General features: G+C 51.1%; 19 protein-coding genes and 1 tRNA gene. 10 read left to right on the forward strand and 10 right to left on the reverse strand.

All coding sequences use genetic code 11. From position 1 onward, the window contains the following. Window positions 1-11 precede the first annotated feature (11 nt). The 4 genes from GS535_RS07280 to mlaD are packed head-to-tail and all read right to left on the reverse strand — an operon-like array spanning window position 12 to window position 2088. Window positions 12-536 carry a disulfide bond formation protein B gene (locus tag GS535_RS07280; protein WP_160791756.1) on the reverse strand — a complete coding sequence of 175 codons (525 nt, stop codon included), beginning with the start codon at window positions 534-536 and terminating at the stop codon, window positions 12-14. Window positions 537-578: 42 nt separating this feature from the next. Next, complete coding sequence (locus GS535_RS07285) at window positions 579-1271, reverse strand: DUF2155 domain-containing protein (RefSeq protein ID WP_160791757.1); 693 nt, start codon at window positions 1269-1271, stop codon at window positions 579-581. Continuing rightward, window positions 1268-1522 carry a hypothetical protein gene (locus tag GS535_RS07290; protein WP_160791758.1) on the reverse strand — a complete coding sequence of 85 codons (255 nt, stop codon included), beginning with the start codon at window positions 1520-1522 and terminating at the stop codon, window positions 1268-1270. Before GS535_RS07290 ends, GS535_RS07285 begins: the two co-directional genes overlap by 4 nt. Then, complete coding sequence (gene mlaD, locus GS535_RS07295) at window positions 1519-2088, reverse strand: outer membrane lipid asymmetry maintenance protein MlaD (RefSeq protein WP_160791759.1); 570 nt, start codon at window positions 2086-2088, stop codon at window positions 1519-1521. The genes GS535_RS07290 and mlaD overlap by 4 nt, the downstream gene beginning before the upstream one ends. A gap of 232 nt (window positions 2089-2320) precedes the next feature. On the opposite strand from mlaD, the gene GS535_RS07300 reads away from it, so the two are divergent. The 8 genes from GS535_RS07300 to GS535_RS07335 all read left to right on the forward strand — a co-directional run bounded on the left by GS535_RS07300 (window position 2321) and on the right by GS535_RS07335 (window position 9005). After that, window positions 2321-3856 carry a vitamin B12-dependent ribonucleotide reductase gene (locus GS535_RS07300; RefSeq protein WP_160791760.1) on the forward strand — a complete coding sequence of 512 codons (1536 nt, stop codon included), beginning with the start codon at window positions 2321-2323 and terminating at the stop codon, window positions 3854-3856. A gap of 189 nt (window positions 3857-4045) precedes the next feature. Continuing rightward, complete coding sequence (locus tag GS535_RS11290) at window positions 4046-4405, forward strand: AtpZ/AtpI family protein (protein WP_370518144.1); 360 nt, start codon at window positions 4046-4048, stop codon at window positions 4403-4405. Next, on the forward strand, window positions 4383-5132 hold the full coding sequence (locus tag GS535_RS07310; RefSeq protein ID WP_018979932.1) for a F0F1 ATP synthase subunit A: 750 nt from the start codon (window positions 4383-4385) through the stop codon (window positions 5130-5132). The genes GS535_RS11290 and GS535_RS07310 overlap by 23 nt, the downstream gene beginning before the upstream one ends. A 56-nt stretch (window positions 5133-5188) precedes the next feature. Further along, complete coding sequence (locus GS535_RS07315; RefSeq protein WP_018979931.1) at window positions 5189-5416, forward strand: ATP synthase subunit C family protein; 228 nt, start codon at window positions 5189-5191, stop codon at window positions 5414-5416. 12 nt (window positions 5417-5428) lie between these two features. Continuing rightward, window positions 5429-5989 (forward strand): hypothetical protein, encoded by a 561-nt coding sequence (locus GS535_RS07320; protein WP_018979930.1) that lies wholly within the window; start codon window positions 5429-5431, stop codon window positions 5987-5989. A 13-nt stretch (window positions 5990-6002) separates the two neighbouring features. Further along, window positions 6003-6503: an ATP synthase F0 subunit B gene (locus tag GS535_RS07325; RefSeq protein ID WP_160791761.1), complete on the forward strand. Its 501-nt coding sequence runs from the start codon at window positions 6003-6005 to the stop codon at window positions 6501-6503. A gap of 6 nt (window positions 6504-6509) precedes the next feature. Beyond that, the gene (locus GS535_RS07330) at window positions 6510-7262 is read left to right on the forward strand and encodes a glycosyltransferase family 2 protein (protein WP_160791942.1); all 753 of its coding nucleotides are present in this window, start codon (window positions 6510-6512) and stop codon (window positions 7260-7262) included. A gap of 36 nt (window positions 7263-7298) precedes the next feature. Next, window positions 7299-9005 carry a glycosyltransferase family 39 protein gene (locus GS535_RS07335; RefSeq protein ID WP_160791762.1) on the forward strand — a complete coding sequence of 569 codons (1707 nt, stop codon included), beginning with the start codon at window positions 7299-7301 and terminating at the stop codon, window positions 9003-9005. 5 nt (window positions 9006-9010) lie between these two features. Here GS535_RS07335 and GS535_RS07340 read toward each other — a convergent pair. Next, window positions 9011-9086, reverse strand: a tRNA-Ala gene (locus GS535_RS07340). Window positions 9087-9255: 169 nt separating this feature from the next. Between GS535_RS07340 and GS535_RS07345 the strand changes: the two genes are divergently transcribed. Beyond that, window positions 9256-9582: a YggT family protein gene (locus GS535_RS07345; protein ID WP_370518145.1), complete on the forward strand. Its 327-nt coding sequence runs from the start codon at window positions 9256-9258 to the stop codon at window positions 9580-9582. Between the two features lie 47 nt (window positions 9583-9629). Here GS535_RS07345 and GS535_RS07350 read toward each other — a convergent pair whose 3' ends face one another. From GS535_RS07350 to tldD, 3 genes are all read right to left on the reverse strand, one after another. Further along, complete coding sequence (locus GS535_RS07350) at window positions 9630-10064, reverse strand: cupin domain-containing protein (RefSeq protein WP_160791763.1); 435 nt, start codon at window positions 10062-10064, stop codon at window positions 9630-9632. Between the two features lie 776 nt (window positions 10065-10840). Then, a complete protein-coding gene (locus tag GS535_RS07355; protein ID WP_237442237.1) occupies window positions 10841-11851 on the reverse strand; it encodes a hypothetical protein in 1011 nt (336 codons plus the stop codon). 61 nt (window positions 11852-11912) lie between these two features. After that, window positions 11913-13394 carry a metalloprotease TldD gene (tldD, locus tag GS535_RS07360; RefSeq protein ID WP_160791764.1) on the reverse strand — a complete coding sequence of 494 codons (1482 nt, stop codon included), beginning with the start codon at window positions 13392-13394 and terminating at the stop codon, window positions 11913-11915. Window positions 13395-13548: 154 nt separating this feature from the next. Here tldD and glnA point away from each other — a divergent pair, with 154 nt between their 5' ends. Further along, window positions 13549-15003 (forward strand): type I glutamate--ammonia ligase, encoded by a 1455-nt coding sequence (glnA, locus tag GS535_RS07365; RefSeq protein ID WP_160799186.1) that lies wholly within the window; start codon window positions 13549-13551, stop codon window positions 15001-15003. 454 nt (window positions 15004-15457) lie between these two features. On the opposite strand, the gene GS535_RS07370 is transcribed toward glnA, so the two are convergent. Then, window positions 15458-16414 (reverse strand): ROK family protein, encoded by a 957-nt coding sequence (locus tag GS535_RS07370; RefSeq protein ID WP_160791766.1) that lies wholly within the window; start codon window positions 16412-16414, stop codon window positions 15458-15460. A gap of 17 nt (window positions 16415-16431) precedes the next feature. Next, on the reverse strand, window positions 16432-16734 hold the full coding sequence (locus GS535_RS07375) for a putative quinol monooxygenase (protein WP_160791767.1): 303 nt from the start codon (window positions 16732-16734) through the stop codon (window positions 16432-16434). Window positions 16735-16812: the final 78 nt, after the last annotated feature.

Below are 16812 nucleotides of genomic sequence, written 5' to 3' on the forward strand. Positions count from 1 at the left end.
ACCGTGCCTTATTAATGCTGACGCTTCACGTCACGAAAGAGGTGGCGCAACCCCCATAACGACAAGACAAAAACGCCGAATGCATAAACCCCCGACAGGATCGTAAGAGAAATCGGCAATCCGAAAGGATAATCGGGGAGGTCGCAGGGTTTCGCAGGACGAAGCGGCATCGTCTGCATCCAATTTTCAAAGCTCTGACCATACACAACATGGGCCTGACACTCCGCAGCCGGGCTAGGCCACCATCCCTGCTCGACACCTATATGCATGGCAGACAACCCCACGCTGACCAACACACACAAAACCCCAAACAACGCAGGCCACCGCGCGTAACGTGGGCCAAGCACAAGAACGAGCACGCCAAAAGCGATCAGCACCTTCCAAGGCCGCCGCTCCCACAAACACAGCTCACATGGTTCAAGGTGCAAAATATGCTCAGCACCCATCGCTACAAGCAACGCGAAAAGGCCAGACAGCACAAAGAGACCGCCAATCATCCATACGCTTTTGAACTGACCTGCTTTCAATAACAACATCGCGCTTCACCTCTCACTCTTATGCCTTACTCCCAACAGACTTTACCGCCCGCTTGTAGGAGGAGCTCCTGCGCTCGGTGGCGCTGGTGGCGGCAATGGAGCCCCACCGGTCGACGGATCAGGTGCTACGGGTGGCAACAACGACATAGGGCCACCTGTTGATGGTGTTTGAGGCGGCTGAGGAGGGTGATAAGCCCCATCCCCCTGTGTTTCCTGATGATCTGCATCCATATGAGGCGTCACAATCGCCCCAAGAGATGGCGCTTTAGTTGGCGGCAATGCTCCCGGCTGTGGCTCCATATTTTGACCTTGGCAGCGCACTGCCTGCACATCATAGAGCGGATTACCATACACCCCAAGAGACGGCTGCGTCGCGAGCATCCATCCGTCAAAAACCGGGACATTCTGTGCTTTCATCTCCTCAATATGAAGATGCACAGCAGACTCCGCCGGTAAGGTGGGCGGACGTTGCACACAAGCCACCACACGCACCGTTAGGCTGCGGTATGTCACTTCTTTCCCAACAGGGATCGTCACGTCATTCACATGTGAATCGAGGCGATTAAGCACACGCACTACCGCTTCTGAACGCCCCTGCCACGCCGTGGCAGGGTAAGTTGCCGGCGGAGCAACGCCATACACCCCCCCTCCATCGCCAGCCCAAGCACCATGAAGAGCACTTACACTGCTCGCCAGCGCTAAAAGCGGGAGAAGCCTCATCACACGCTGTGTCATGACGGATCCTCCGTTGTTGCGCTATCTGCTTCCTTTTTACGGAAAGGACTCTCCATTTTTTCCACCAAAGCCCCAAAACGCGCCTTGATAATCAATGGATCAACCCCGAAAAGAAGCGCATCTTCGTAAGCATCCTGCATCACCTGATGCAGTTCGCTTTCATTCTCGCGCAATGTCCGAAGTTTCTCCGTACATGTAAGCTTTTGCCCGTGCTCATCAGCCCAAAAAGGCATTTTATCATCGTTGCTCACGGCGTTTTTGTCCCCGTCGTTGTCTCTCCCGCCCCTCCTGATGAAGGAGAAGCGACAGCAGGATGATCTTTCTTTTGTAATGAATCCGTTACTGAAAAAATAAACTTGCTTAATAGCTGCTCAAGGCTAATCGCCCCCTGCGTTTCACTCACCATGCTTCCAGCATGCAGCATCGCCGTGTCACCACCGGGGTTAAGCGCGATATATTTCCCCCCCAACAAGGAGTCCGACGTAATAATAGCACCACTATCAACAGGAAGCTGCACGTCTGGTGCGACAGAAAACGTGACTTGTGCCTGATAATGACGCGGATCAATGGCTGTGCTCACCACGTGCCCAACTGTCACACCCGCAAGCCGTATGTCAGACCCGACCGACAAGCCATCAATATGACTAAATGCGGCCTGAAGCACATAACCCTGATCATGCGATTGATGCCGCCCCAACAAAGCCATCGCCACTAAAGCGGCTAATGCTATCGCAACAACCAAGCCCACACCAAACTCTAAACGTGTCTGTCGGGCCTGTTTTGTGGAGAGCCCGTCGCTGGAGATCCCTGTCACCATGCTTCCTCTCTTACGTTCTGACTGTTTCTATGTGCCTCATTGGCTTCCATAGCAGCAAGAGACGCCCTGCCTATTAAGGCTCTAGCGAACTCTACAGCACACGTCCAATCATCCCTCTTTTATCATTCTTTGCAGGTTATCCCCTATATCCCCATCTTTATAGCTATCTTTTCCCAAGAATACTGCTCTCCCACGGTTTGCGTCAGCTATTTTGAGTACTAGAATCATCCTTATGAAAGCGCACCTTCACTGGAACGGCGTTCGTATGAGAACGCTTCAGATCAGCACGGACCCGGACAGCGCCGCATTGCGTTCGGTCACGCTCCCGTCTGCCTGGGGCGATAACGCCGCCCAGGCGCTCACTCAACTGACACCGACATGTGGCGGCCCGCTGCGCCTCTCTACCGAGGCAGCACGCTGGGTTGATATGATCGACGCAACCCCTCCATTACCAGGCACTCCCAAAGAAACCCCATCTCCTGGGCGGAGCTTGTCGTGCCTTCTGCTCATGCAGCACATGGCTCCCAACCTCGCCCTTTGGCGACGCCAGCCCGACGAACAGCCTGGTTTTGTCGTCCGCCTTTCAGGCTTCGTGCAAGAAAACTGCTTCTCACCTGAACATTTTGTAGCCTGCCTCACACTCGCCTGTGACAGCTTACGCCGTCTCGACGCCGCTCAACAGGCAGAACAAAGTGGCGAACTCCCTTTGTTTGATGACACGCCACCCTACACAGCATCCCACCATCCTGCGGGGATCGTGCTCCTTACCGACCTAGATGCCTGCCTCGCTGCTATCGGTTTGGACTATGATAGTGATGAAGGGCGACAGATGGCACGCGCCATTACCGGCCTTGCACGTATCGTTGCACGGGCTGGAACAAAAGAACCAGCTCCCCTCTTCTCGACCCCCAATTTTCCTGAATTCGAGCGCGTTGCCGTTTCCGTCTCAACAGCAGCGGCAGCCCACTCTGATCGCGCGCCCGTCGAAACGGGCTTTTCATCACCCGGGCCAAGTGATGCACTCTTAGAGGTGGAAGCCTGTGGCCTCGCACCTATCTTCTCTCTCCTTGACGATGAAGGGCATCTCCGCCCTTCTACTCTCAATCGTCTCGCCCACCGCGGACTCACACCAGAAAAAGCCTTGGCATTAGCTCTGGGAGGCACACAGCCGCTTCCTCTAACAAACAGCCAAGGCCATGCCCGTATGCAAGACGCGCTGTCCGGCCTCTGTGACTATCTACCACAACGGCCTGAACCAGAAACTGAAGCGACTATGAGCCGTCTTGAACGAGGCGTTAGGCGCCACCTCCCCATGCGTCAGGGTGGCTTTACCCAACGTGCCTCTATCGGTGGGCATCGGCTCTTTATGCGTACGAGCGAATTTGAAGACGGCTCTCTAGGCGCTCTCGCCCTCTCCCCGCCACGCGAAAGCCCTATGGCCCGCGGCTTAATGGAGTGTTTAGGCCAAGCTGTCAGCATCGGTCTTCAGTTTGGAGCTCCTCTTGAAGCTTTTGTCGACCAGTTCTCCTACACACGTTTTGGCCCCGGCGGCACGGTTGAGGGAGACCCCGTTGCTACTTATGCCACGTCTATGCTTGATTACGCCTTCCGCGCCCTCTCAGAAGCGTATCTTGGGCAACACATGCCAGATGCGCCTATAGATAATAGCACAGAAGATGACGGCCCTCCGATGTTGCCTTTTGGGGGAGAAGAAACCCCAGCAAATGGCAAAACATCGACAAAACGTCGTCTTCGTCTTGTTGGTTAAATAGCGTTTAAAAAGGGGTCGTAATGAGCTCTTTTAATGCCCATCTCTACTGGGTTTGTGGCCAAAGATTGTTGACATTTACCTCTTGCAGTGTCTAGCTAACTCCCCGTAGAGGAGATGTTAAGTTCCCTCCATTTTTAACGGAGGGCTCTTGCCTCTTTCACATCGCAGGGGTTTGGGGGAATAACCGTGGACCATCTTTCTTCTAAAGAGGAACGTCGCTTTGAAGAGCGCCTTTCTCAGGCAGAAAGTCGTCGCGTTCCTCAAACAAAAGCACGCCGTAGCTTTATGGGCGGAGGAGAGAACTCCTCTTTCGGTATGGCTCTACGGATTGGCAGTGACATGATCGCCGGGATCGCCATTGGCGTAGGCATCGGTTATGGCCTAGATCGTTGGACAGGGCATCTGCCCTTGTTTTTGATCGTCTTTACCCTGCTTGGTTTTTGTGCCGGCATGAGAAATGTCTGGCGGGTTGTGAATGCTCCGATACCTGATGTCGGAGCGAAGAAAGACGGGAGAAGCCAGCGTGGCCAGCGGATCAACGATTGACGCGCTCGGACAGTTTGAACTGCATCCGATTCTTGGTTCTTTCGGTGAGACTCTGTGTCTGTCCCAATCCCCGCTGTTCATGGTGATTGCAGTCGCACTCGTTCTTGCCTTCCTTTATATAGGCATGCGTCCTGCTGCTGTTGTACCAGGCCGGCTGCAAGCTGCAGCCGAAGTGGGATATGACTTTGTTCGCGATCTCGCCGTCAGCACTATTGGTGAGAAGGGCACAGCGTTTTTTCCTTTTATCTTTGCGCTCTTCTTCTTCATTTTGGCTGGTAATTATCTCGGCCTGTTACCTTTTTCATTCACGTTCACCAGCCACATCGCTGTCACACTTGCGATGGCTCTGGCTGTGTTTGTGATCTCTATCCTGACCGCATTACGCTTTCAGGGGCTAGGCTTCTTCAAGCATTTCATGCCTGAAGGCGCGCCAATGGCTTTGTCACCGATCCTGATTCCGATCGAGATCCTGTCATTCCTGTCACGCCCAGTTAGCCTGTCTATTCGTCTGTTTGCCAATATGGTAGCAGGCCATGTGCTGCTGGAAGTTTTTGCAAGTTTTACGATTATGCTTGCCGGTCTGGGGGTCGTTGGCCATGTTTTGGCTGTCGCTCCAGTCGCGATTAACATCGCTCTAACGGCACTCGAGCTGCTAGTGGGTTTTCTGCAAGCCTATGTGTTTGCCATTCTCACTTGCATTTACCTGAGCGAGGCCACCTCACACTGAGGTGCCCCTCGCCCTTACCGCTTTTGTCATTGACCTGACTTAGAGGAATCTGACCCATGGACCTCCTTCATCCCGCTCGCGAAATTGGTGCCGGTCTTGCTGTTATCGCTCTGGCTGGCGTTGGTGCCGGTATCGGCAATATCTTCGCCGCACTGGTGAACTCCATCGCACGTAACCCTGCCTCCCGTCCGCATGTGTTCGGTCTTGGGATGCTTGGCTTCGCCCTGACAGAAGCTATTGCTCTCTTCGCCCTTCTGATCGCCTTCCTTATCCTCTTCGTCTAAGGATCTAATGAGATGCGCCTGACGCCTCGTTTCCTCCTGTCTGCCGCCCCTCTTGCGGCCTTGCCGGGCCGGGCCGTGGCGGAAGGCATGCCCCAGCTTCACTTCGGTGACCCTCTCTTGCAGGGACAAGTGGTCTGGGGAGCACTCATCTTCATCATCTTCTACTTTATCCTCAGTCGCTCGGCATTGCCGCGTGTCGCACGGGTAATTGAGAAGCGTGATGCACGGATTAAAAAAGACCTCGACCTTGCCCGACAGAGCAAGAAAGAGGCTGACCGTGCGCATCAAGAACTCCTTGATGCGAAGGAAAAAGCTGCTGAAAGCGCCCGGGCGGATATTCAAAGCATTCGTGACAAAGCCAAGGCCGAAGCTGACGCTCAAAGTGCCGAAACTGCCTCACGTTTGGATCAAGAAATCCGCGCAGCAGAGAAAGAGATTGCCAAAGCTCGTAGTGATGCTCTTTCCCATCTGACAGACATTGCTTCAGCTACGACAGCAACACTGACAGAACGGCTCTTGGGCCATTATGACAGTGACACTGTGACTAAAGCTGTTGAGCGTGCCCGCAGCTGAAGGAGAGATTATCATGTTTCATGAACCACGCTTTTGGGAATCTCTAGCCTTTGTTCTGTTTTTCATCATTTTTGGCCGTGTGCTCTGGCGTGCAATTACGTCTAAGCTCGACGAACGTGCTGATAACGTGCGAAGCCATCTTGATGAAGCAACGCGCCTACGGCGTGAAGCAGAACAAATGCTTGAAGATGCCAACCGCGAGCGCGAGCATGCTTTACAAGACGCAGAGCAGCTGATTGCAGCCTCAAGAGCTGAAGCGGCCTCCTTAAAGGAACGCGCAGCCCGTGAAGCTCAAGAGACTGTTGCGCGCCATGAAAAGCAAGCACGCGAACGGATTGAAATTGCAGAGAAAAATGCTCTGCTTGATATCCGCAATGAAGCAACACGCGTCACCATGAAGGCGACACGTGATGTTATCACTGAAAAACTCGCTCAAGACCCTGAACTAGCCCGTCTTCTTCTGGACGGTGGGCTAGACAATTTGTCTAAAAACTTACGCCGCCAAGCTGCGTAATCTATGATGACGGCCGAGACGCTTTCTTCGCCTCTATTGGCTGTCGTCATTACAGTCCTCAACGAGGCTGACAATATTCTTCCTGTCTGTCAGGAATTAGCGTCAGCCTCAGAGGGCTTCCCCCCCCATGAAATTATTATCGTTGATGATGGAAGCTCAGACGCTACCTTGGGGCGGCTTTTAGAAGCCCGGCGCTCTATTCTTCCACAATTGCGTATCCTCACCCATCCTCATTGCCTTGGAAAATCAGCTGGTCTGCATACAGCCATTACAGCAGCCCGTGCGCCTTGGATCGCAACGATGGATGGTGATGGACAAGATGACCCCCGCACCATAAGCACCATGCTTGATGAAGCCATCACATGTGCTTCACACGATGAAACACCCTTAGTCGTCGGCATACGCCGGAAACGGCGTGATCGCTTTTCACGTCGCCTTGCCACACGCCTTGCTAATGGCCTGCGGCGGCGTCTTCTTCATGATGGTTGTCCAGATACCGGAGCCCCCCTCAAACTTTTCCCTCGAGAGCTTTTCCTCTCCCTCCCACAATTTGAGGGGCTGCATCGTTTCCTTCCTGCTCTAATGGGCCGTTACGGTGCCCAGCTTATTTGCCTTGAGACAACTCATAGGCAACGGCTCCACGGAAGCTCCAAATACACGAACTTTAACCGTGCTCTCGTGGGTATTCGAGACCTCCTTGGGGTGATGTGGTTACAAGACCGTGCACGCCCTACCACCCGTCCACCAACAGAATTATAACCTTCCCTACCCTATATTGAGAGAAAGCCCGTCATTGTGACACTTCAGCGGAAGCATTATCTCCTTCTCGCCTTGCTGGCTTTTGTTCTTGCTCTTCCCGGTCGTATGGCCCTCCCCCCGCTTGACCGCGACGAGCCACGCTATATGGAAGCCACGGAGCAAATGCTCAGCTCAGGGAACTATCTTGATATTCGCTTCCAAGACCATCCACGCTATCTTCAGCCGGCTGGTATTTATTGGCTTGAGGCAGGGTCTGAGAAAATCAGTGAGTTCGTTTTAGGGCCAGAGATACGCCACCAAACATGGCCCTATCGCCTCCCCAGCCTTCTTGCTGCAAGTGCGATCGTCCCTCTCACCGCTTGGCTAGGGGCCTCACTCTTTAGTAGCGGCGTTGGACTATTAGCGGCCTTTCTTCTCATGGCCTCCACATTGTTTGCCGCTGAAACACGCATGGCCACAATTGACACCGTACTGCTGCTGGATATCCTCTGCGCAGAAGCCCTGCTTTGGTGCCATATTCGCGACCGTCATAGCGTACGACCAACACCACGCTACGTAACATTGGGATTCTGGCTCGCTCTTGGATGCGGCCTTATGCTTAAAGGCCCTATTGTCCTAATTCCCGGCCTCGGCACAGTATTGGCTTTTAGTATAGCAGAACGTTCAACAGCTCTTTGGCGTCGCCTTCACCCTCTATGGGGTGTGCCCGCGATGCTCACTGTCGCTTTGCCTTGGTGCATCGGGATTGCTCTTGTCAGCCATGGTGCTTTTTTTACCAACGCGGTGGGGCATAACCTCTTGGGTAAAATTGGCCACGCACAGGAATCTCACGGTTTTCCCCCCGGCTATTATCTCCTCGTCTTTTTACTCAGCTTTTGGCCAGGGGCACTCTTCGCTGTTCGCGCTCTCCCCAGTATTTGGCACCATCGACGGTGCCACTCTGTTCGCTTTCTTCTATGCTGGATTATCCCTCATTGGGTCTTTTTTGAGCTCCTCGCCACAAAGCTCCCCCATTATGTACTCCCTACATTCCCAGCGATTGCTCTACTCACAGCAGCTTCGCTCATCGCTTGGCCCCAACATCATTTTTCACGATGGGGAAAAACCTTGCTCAATCTTTATGGCGGATTATGGTCAGCCCTTGGGCTGCTCTTTTGCTGTGCTGGCACAATCCTGCTCGCGCGTATGGAGCATCTTCTCTCTATTCGTGCCCTTATCGCTCTGCTGAGTAGTTTACCGCTTATGCTCAGCGCAATCTGGTATTTCTATCGTCAAAAACCTCAGGAATCCGCCTATTGTGCCATAGGAACAGCCTTACTCATTCATGTAGGGCTTTTTCTAGCCGTCATCCCTGCTCTTTCCCAGATTCAGCTTTCACCCAGAATAGCGCAGGCCTTTAACCAATGGCGCCCGTGCCCCTCAAGCGTGCTTATTTCAGCTTCGTATCACGAACCAAGCCTTGTCTTTTTGGCAGGAGAACAGACGCGCCTTTTGTCTCCGTCCCTTGCCGCACAAAGCCTGAAAGCCCATGCACGTTGTGACCTTTTGCTGACAGACCGTAAAGACGCCCCTACTCTCACAGAAAACCTTCGCCACATGGGTATAGGAACTCAGCAACTCACAGAGATTTCTGGACTGAATTACTCAAACGGCCATCACCTTCATTTACAGCTGATACAAGCCACTCCGTCGTCCATAATGCCTTATGGAACGCCCACTGCACCGCAACATGATAACAGGTGAATTCATGGTGGAGCTGAGGGGAATCGAACCCCTGACCTCCTCATTGCGAACGAGGCGCTCTACCAACTGAGCTACAGCCCCATGAATAGTAATATTTCATCACGATCACTTAGACCTGTCAAGAGAAGTGCCCAACATCATGCTTGTTCTCCCGTCTAAAAAACGATAGCTTTTTGCAGCTATATTGTTAGGGTGCATGTCTTCGCCATTACAAATGGCACTCCCCGATCGCTCTCAATGAGGTCAATTTGTGAACATCATTCTGCTTTATGCCCAACTGATGAAAATCATCATGGCACTTCTTCAAGTGTATGTATGGATCATCTTGGCCTATTGCGTTGCCTCTATGGCTGTCGGGTTCGGTATTCTCGATATTCGTAATAATCGCTTTTTAATGAGCGCCTTTGCTACGCTTGTTCGTTTGGTTGAACCCGTTCTTCGCCCTATTCGCGCTATCCTGCCAGATATGGGAGCGTTGGATTTATCACCTCTTATCCTGCTGCTCCTCATCGAATATGGCATTCCCTATCTTTTGAGAATGATCTTTCGCCTTATTTATTCCTCTCAAGGCCTGTAAGAAAAGAGCCTCCTTCCTCACTTTAATGGAAGGAGGCAATCATCCTCTTACAAACGCGCAATGAAGGTTGAGGGCGTGCCTTCATCCGGGTTCACAAACACGACATCATCTGGAGCACGTCGCGGCGTATCAATAGAAAAGAACACAACAGGCCCTTTGATAATACGCGGAACGGAATGAACCGCTCGCCTAGGAAAAATGATCACCTGTCCTGGCGCGAAAGGCGCTTCTTTCTCAGGATCATCAATCCAAAATGTTCCCTCTCCTGAAAGAACATACAAAACTTCGTCGCATTGATTATGATAATGTGCCGGAACATCACGATAAATCCGGAAAACCCTTATGCTGGCTTCTGGTTTATCCGACACATAGGTATCAAGCAGCATTGTATCTGCTGTTGGAGGGAATGATTGGGCAATTTCGTATAAATCAAACCGTCCACTCGCCTGCTGTAATAGCGGCGATACCGTCTCTTTACTCATAACGTTACTCCTATCGATCCTCTCTCATTATAATATTAAGAGGACTTTATTTTTCTGACATCAATAAACTGAAGCCATGTATCTAATATTGTTTGAATTCTCCCTTCTTTAAAAAACGTGCGATTTCGTTAAATATTTCCACGCCAGAGCATAAATTCGCGTGCTATGCACGTAATACAGTACCTGATAGGGATTGTTATTCTACGCTTCGGGAAAATTATTTTAAAATATGACCGAAAGCAGAACACTGTGATTCTATAAAATAGGTCGCGCCTTTGTAAAGCTGAAACCTCTTTTGCCACTAACTAATGATGATCATGACGACATCAGTCAGTCTTTTAGCGCAATAAAAATTGTTCCGGCTTACTTTGAGAGCCGCTGCATAAATCTTACATAAACGTAATACATCAATATAGCTATCGCTTATCCAGCCTCGTAACCAAACGAGGGCATGCCAAAATCGAATTAAATTTTCTGTAGCGGGTAAACATATTCGCCACATATCTTGGTTGGTCAGCAACTAAAAAGTTTAAACAGCCTCCAAACGACCGCATCCCAGTTCAGAAGAGATGAAACGCTATTAGTCCCATGTTTATCACGCCATCAAATAGCTAAAATAGCCTGTTTCAAATGACGGGATGCTCTGTTTGTTATGATGGTTCTCCAACACTAGGAAAGTGACTTACGCTAATGTTTTCCCTTCTAAGGAGCAGATAACGAAAAGCCGCCCCCTTAGGAGCGGCTTTTCAAGGCATATATAATAATGAACGACGTGCTTAGAACATCGCAAAAACAGCGCATTGCGGTGAAATTGAACGCGTTGTGTTATGACCAGCGACCGGCAGAATCACACCAACAAGCGCTCCAACATCAGCAGAGAAGTTATATTCAATCGCGGGCCCCACATTAAAGGCACCAGACCACCCTGTCCGTGAATGAATATTCATCCCCGTATTGCGATTATACCCACGCAAGGTCGTTGACGATGACCACGTATGATACAAATCCATGGCGAAAACCCAGCGCTTGGTAATTCCCAGCTCAACCGATCCCCCTTCATTCCCAAAAGGCCCTGGGTGAGCGCGTCCAGAGAAGCCCATCTCTGTCCCATAGCTTGAAATGTTGCGTAACCGCGCACTCGTCACAGGCTGCCGCCCCTGCGCCCAAAGACGAATACGCATCGCATGCTTAAAGAAAGGCAACGCAAATTGCGTGTGCAACCCATAACGGATAAACCACGCCCCCTGCCCCACACCTTCTGATGCATTGGCAAGATTGCTATAATCCCCTGTTGGAGCATTAAATCCCAGATACACCGAAACGGAAGGTGTATAATGCGGTGTCAGACGATACTCGAACTCAACAGGCAGGTCATTAAATTTTAGACCTGACCTCTTCGCATGATTCCCCCAACTGTAACTGTAATCCGGCAACAAATAAAAAGACAAATGGCTCGTTAAACCATATTTGAACAATGTATACTGAGAAATAGACTTTTGAGAGCCTACATTCTTATTCAAATGCCCGTTTGAACCAAAAGCGCCTGCAGGCAAACCTGCCGCGACATAAGGTTCTACAGCAATCATACCAGGAGCAGGCAAAGCTGGAGAAGGGGAATAAATCGACCCCGTATACCATTGCTCCGGAAGCGGTTTGTCCGCGCTTGTGTTCGTTGCTGCCGGTGTTGTTGCTGTTGCCGTATCAGCAGCTTGGGCTATGCCGACACAACCAACTGTCCAAAGAGTTACTCCAGACAGCACCAACGACATCCACAGGGATTTGTTCATATACGGACAAACCTTGTTAAAGAAAAATTTATGAGAGTTAACGATTACGCCATCAAAAGAATTAAGATGCAAGTCCCCCAACCGTTAAACCTTCAACTTTCATTACAGGCTGCCCCACGCCAACGGGCACACCTTGCCCTGCTTTGCCACATGTGCCGATGCCCGGATCCAGTTTCATCTTAGGCCCAATCATTGAAATACCGCGCATTACTGCCGATCCGCTGCCGATCAATGTGGCACCTGTTACAGGTGTTGTAATTTTACCATCCTCAATCAAATAGGCTTCAGATGTAGCAAAAACAAATTTTCCAGACGTAATATCGACCTGCCCGCCTCCAAAATTGACGGCATAAAGTCCTTTTTTGGTCGAGCGGATCATCTCTTCTTCAGAGGATTTTCCTCCTGTCATTACTGTATTTGTCATACGCGGCATCGGCGCATGTGCATAGGATTCTCGACGTCCATTTCCTGTTGAAGACTGTCCCATCAACCGCGCATTAAGACGATCCTGCATATAAGAGCGCAAAATTCCATCCTCAATCAGCACAGTACGTTGTGTGGCTGTTCCCTCATCGTCCATGGCCAGAGAACCTCGCCGTTCAAAAAGCGTACCATCATCAACAATCGTCACCCCAGGAGAGGCCACACGCTGGCCGATCTTACCGCTAAAGACAGATGTGCCTTTGCGATTAAAGTCACCTTCTAATCCATGTCCAACAGCTTCATGCAGCAAAATACCGGGCCAACCTGCCCCCAACACGACCGGCATATCCCCTGCAGGAGCTGGCACGGCCTCCAAATTCACACAGGCTTGACGGAAAGCCTCTCGCACCATGCTTTGCCATGTCTGCGTTTGTATAAGGCGTGCAAGATTATAACGCCCCCCCTGCCCGGAACGCCCACTTTCACGCCGTCCCGCTTGCTCGACAATAATCGTTATATCCAACCGCACGAGAGGCCGCACATCCACCATAGGAGTCTCACGACCACCATTGAGGAAGTCAGGACGCATCACGCGCACAACCTGCCACTGCGTATGTAGAGTGGCATTAACCTGGACAACGCGCGGATCTAACCCACGCCCATAGGCATCAATCTCGCTTAAAAGAGAGGCGCGATCAGCAAACACACCATCTGTTAACGGGTGATCAGCCTTATAAAGCGCCTCACAGACGGGGATATCACTCTGTAATGATGGTTGCCCCACCCCTTCCTGAGTTGTGAGAAGCTGCAATCCCTCTGACGCGCGCTGCAACGCCTCTAGGCTTAATGTCCCAGAGTGGGCAAAGACAGTTTGCTCTCCTTGGACACCACGCAAACCAAATCCAGATGAACGCTGGAAGCCCGCTTGCCGGAGCACACCATTATCAAGGCCCAGTGTTTCACTCTCACGATATTCTAAAAAGAGCTCACCATCATCCATGCCCTTGAGGCGCCTCTGAAGCACCCCATCGACCTCGTCAGGGGTCCATGAAACAGCCGGATTGTTAAAAAAAATGTGATCCGAAACGTCGGATGCATCAGAAGAAAAAGACAAAACCATGCGGGAAACTCCAGCGAAAACAATGTGTAAAGAAAAAATAATCTAAAGGAAAAGATTCTTTCATAGGAAACATCATGGGCGCAACCTCTCGACATCAGCGCCAATGTCGCCTAATCGTTTTGGAAGCAGTTTAATCATGCGAAGGCACAAACCCATGGCCAAAAAAGCAACATCCTCCTCCAAAAAAAGCGCTCCTAACAAAGCCGCTATCCAGCGCGTCTTTGATTTAATTGAAGAACACGGCGTTGAATTTGTTGATCTCCGTTTTACCGATCCCAAAGGGAAATGGCACCACACCACCCAAACGGTCGCCACCATTGAGGAAGATAGCTTCAAAGATGGTTTTATGTTTGATGGCTCCTCCATCCAAGGATGGAAAGCGATCAATGAATCTGACATGGTTCTCCTGCCAGATCCAGAAACAGCCGTTATGGACCCGTTCACGGCGCGTCCACAGCTTATCCTGTTCTGCGATATTGTCGATCCACGCTCTAAAGGGTTCTATGCGCGCGATCCACGCTCCACAGCGCGTGCAGCAGAAGAATATCTGAAAAAAAGCGGCTTAGGCGACACAGCCTTCTTCGGCCCCGAGGCAGAATTCTTTATCTTTGACAATGTCGTCTTTGGCTCGGGTGAAAATTACAGCACCTACCGAGTGGACAGCATTGAAGGGCCCGATGCCCCTCTGAAAGAATACCCAGAAGGGAATATGGGCCATCGCCCTGGTCGTAAAGGCGGGGATTTCCCTGTCCCACCCGTGGATAGCGAAAATGACCTCCGTGCAGAAATGCTGGCGACAATGGGCGAGATGGGTCTTTCCATCGAAAAGCACCACCACGAAGTGGCTCGCAGCCAGCATGAGCTCGGCACCAGCTTTGCAACATTAGTGAAGTCGGCTGACTTCATGCAGATTTATAAATACTGTGTGCATAACGTTGCCCATTCCTACGGGAAAACAGCCACCTTCATGCCAAAGCCCGTTGCTGATGATAATGGCACCGGCATGCATGTGCATCAGTCCATCTGGAAAGATGGCAAGCCTTGTTTTGCAGGAAAAGGCTATGCTGAGCTTTCTGATGAAGCCCTGTATTATATCGGTGGGATCATCAAGCACGCTAAGGCACTGAACGCGTTCACCAACCCGTCCACAAACTCCTATAAGCGTTTGATTCCAGGGTTTGAAGCACCAGTGCTGTTGGCGTATTCCTCAGCGAACCGCTCTGCGGCGTGTCGTATTCCTCATTCGGTTGGCCCAAAAGCCAAGCGCGTGGAAGTCCGCTTCCCCGACCCAACGGCTAACCCTTACCTCGCCTTTAGTGCGATGCTGATGGCCGGCCTAGACGGGATCCGCAACAAGATCCACCCTGGCGAAGCGATGGATAAGGATCTTTACGCGCTGCCCCCTGAAGAGCTTAGCCAAATCCCAACGGTTTGCGGTTCTCTGCGTGAAGCGCTGGAAGCTCTTAAAGAAGACCACGCCTTCTTGCTGGAAGGAGATGTCTTCTCCAAAGATCAGATCGAGAGCTATATCGACCTGAAATGGGAAGATGTGTATCGCTTCGAACACGCTCCACACCCTGTTGAGTTTGAGATGTATTACTCCGTCTAATCCTTATCGGGAAAAAACCTGTAAAACATCTATAGAAACCCCCGCCTTTCTGTTGAGAGGCGGGGGTTTTGTAATCAGAGATAATTCTATCACTCTTCTGCCTGTCTGGCAAAACACTACCTCAGCGTCCTGTATCTCCGATCATAGGCTCGTCATTCACTGAGAACGTTCATAATGCACGCATAATATTTTGTTCACGATACTCCATGCTAATCGCAAATGCGTAAACAGGACTCCTCTCTTTCCTCAGCTTTAACATACAAAAAGTGCATCATGAGAGTTCTCGTCTTTCAGACGCTGTACAATTCGCCCAAGCCCTAAGCATCATCACAGAACGCCCCTGCAACAAGCAGGCTAAACAACGTCGGTCAGCTTTCCACCCAATATAAAAAAGGCGTGCTCGGGAAAAAGAGCACGCCTTTTAAGCATAACCACCTGCGAAATCAGACAATCCTTACTCTTCAGTCGGAGCGCCTGTTTCACTGACATCCCACAACCAAGCAGCCCCACGCACGCCAGAGCTATCGCCGTGACGATTTTGCACGATTGGCGTTGTGCAAGGAGAGGTAATCACATGCCGTGGTAACAGCTTCGGCACGCGCTGGTAGATGGATTGGAGGTTCGACACTCCACCACCCAGCACAATCACGTCTGGGTCAAGGAAATTGACAATCTGTCCGCAAGCCCGAGCAAAACGATCCATGTAGAGATCTAACGCACGGATAGCCGCTTCATCTCCATTTTTGGCGGCATCCTCAATCCCATTAGGGGAACGGTTGCCTTCGCCTTTCCATTCCGCAGCGAGCGCTGGGCCGCAAAGATAACGCTCCTGACAGCCTTCATTACCGCAGAAACATTTCCGCAAAGGAAGGTCATCCTTCGTTGCCCATGGCAAAGGAATATGGCCCCATTCACCTGCAATGTGATGATGACCTGAGAGGATGCGTGCATTCGCAACAATGCCGCCGCCCATTCCGGTGCCAATGATTACACCCAGCACAGTCCCATAGCCGGCACCAGCACCATCCGCGGCCTCTGACAGCGCAAAGCAATTTGCATCATTTTCAATGCGTACGGGACGGTCGAGCGCTTTTTCAATATCCGCTTTAAAGGGATTATTATTCAGCCATGTTGCATTGGAATTACGCACCAACCCTGTCTCAGGCGACAGAGATCCTGGAATACCAATGCCCAGCGTAGAAGAAGGCTGCGTTGCTGAAATGCGGTGAGCCGGAACGCAACCGATCGTCTGCTCTGCTTTGAGCACGAGGTCACGCACAGCCAACACAGCTTCATCATATTTGCCGGGGTTGGGCACACGCTCACGCAGCACTTCTTTGTCTGCACGATCAAGGGCGAGCACTTCAATCTTTGTGCCACCGAAATCAATTCCTAGGCGATAATCGGCCATAGCCTGTTACCTCCGTCTTATGCTTTTGGTTCAAGTGGTTGTGTTTTAAACACGTCTAGCTGAGCGCCCTGACTCTTCACTTGCTCGACCAATTCACCAAAGTGAGCGGAAGCAAGATGCGTTTCAAAGCCGGACTGTGACGCCCAAATTTCACTCACAGTAAAACGACCGACCTTTTCAAGATCCCGTGAAATTTCATAGCGCTTGCACGCCTCTTCTTTCAAAGAAAAAGCAGCGCAGCGTTGCACGGCTTGTTCTAACGCAGGAGCTTTATCCGCATCCGTCGTAACGATAGCGAGAATATGAATAGCGTCACTCATGGTGAAATATCCTTTCCTATAGTGCTCTCCCTGCATGGCCTGCTTTCACGTCAGTGACAAGCACATGATTGGGATAAC

Origin of the sequence: Saccharibacter sp. EH611, assembly GCF_009834765.1 — a bacterium.
Taxonomy (GTDB): domain Bacteria; phylum Pseudomonadota; class Alphaproteobacteria; order Acetobacterales; family Acetobacteraceae; genus Saccharibacter.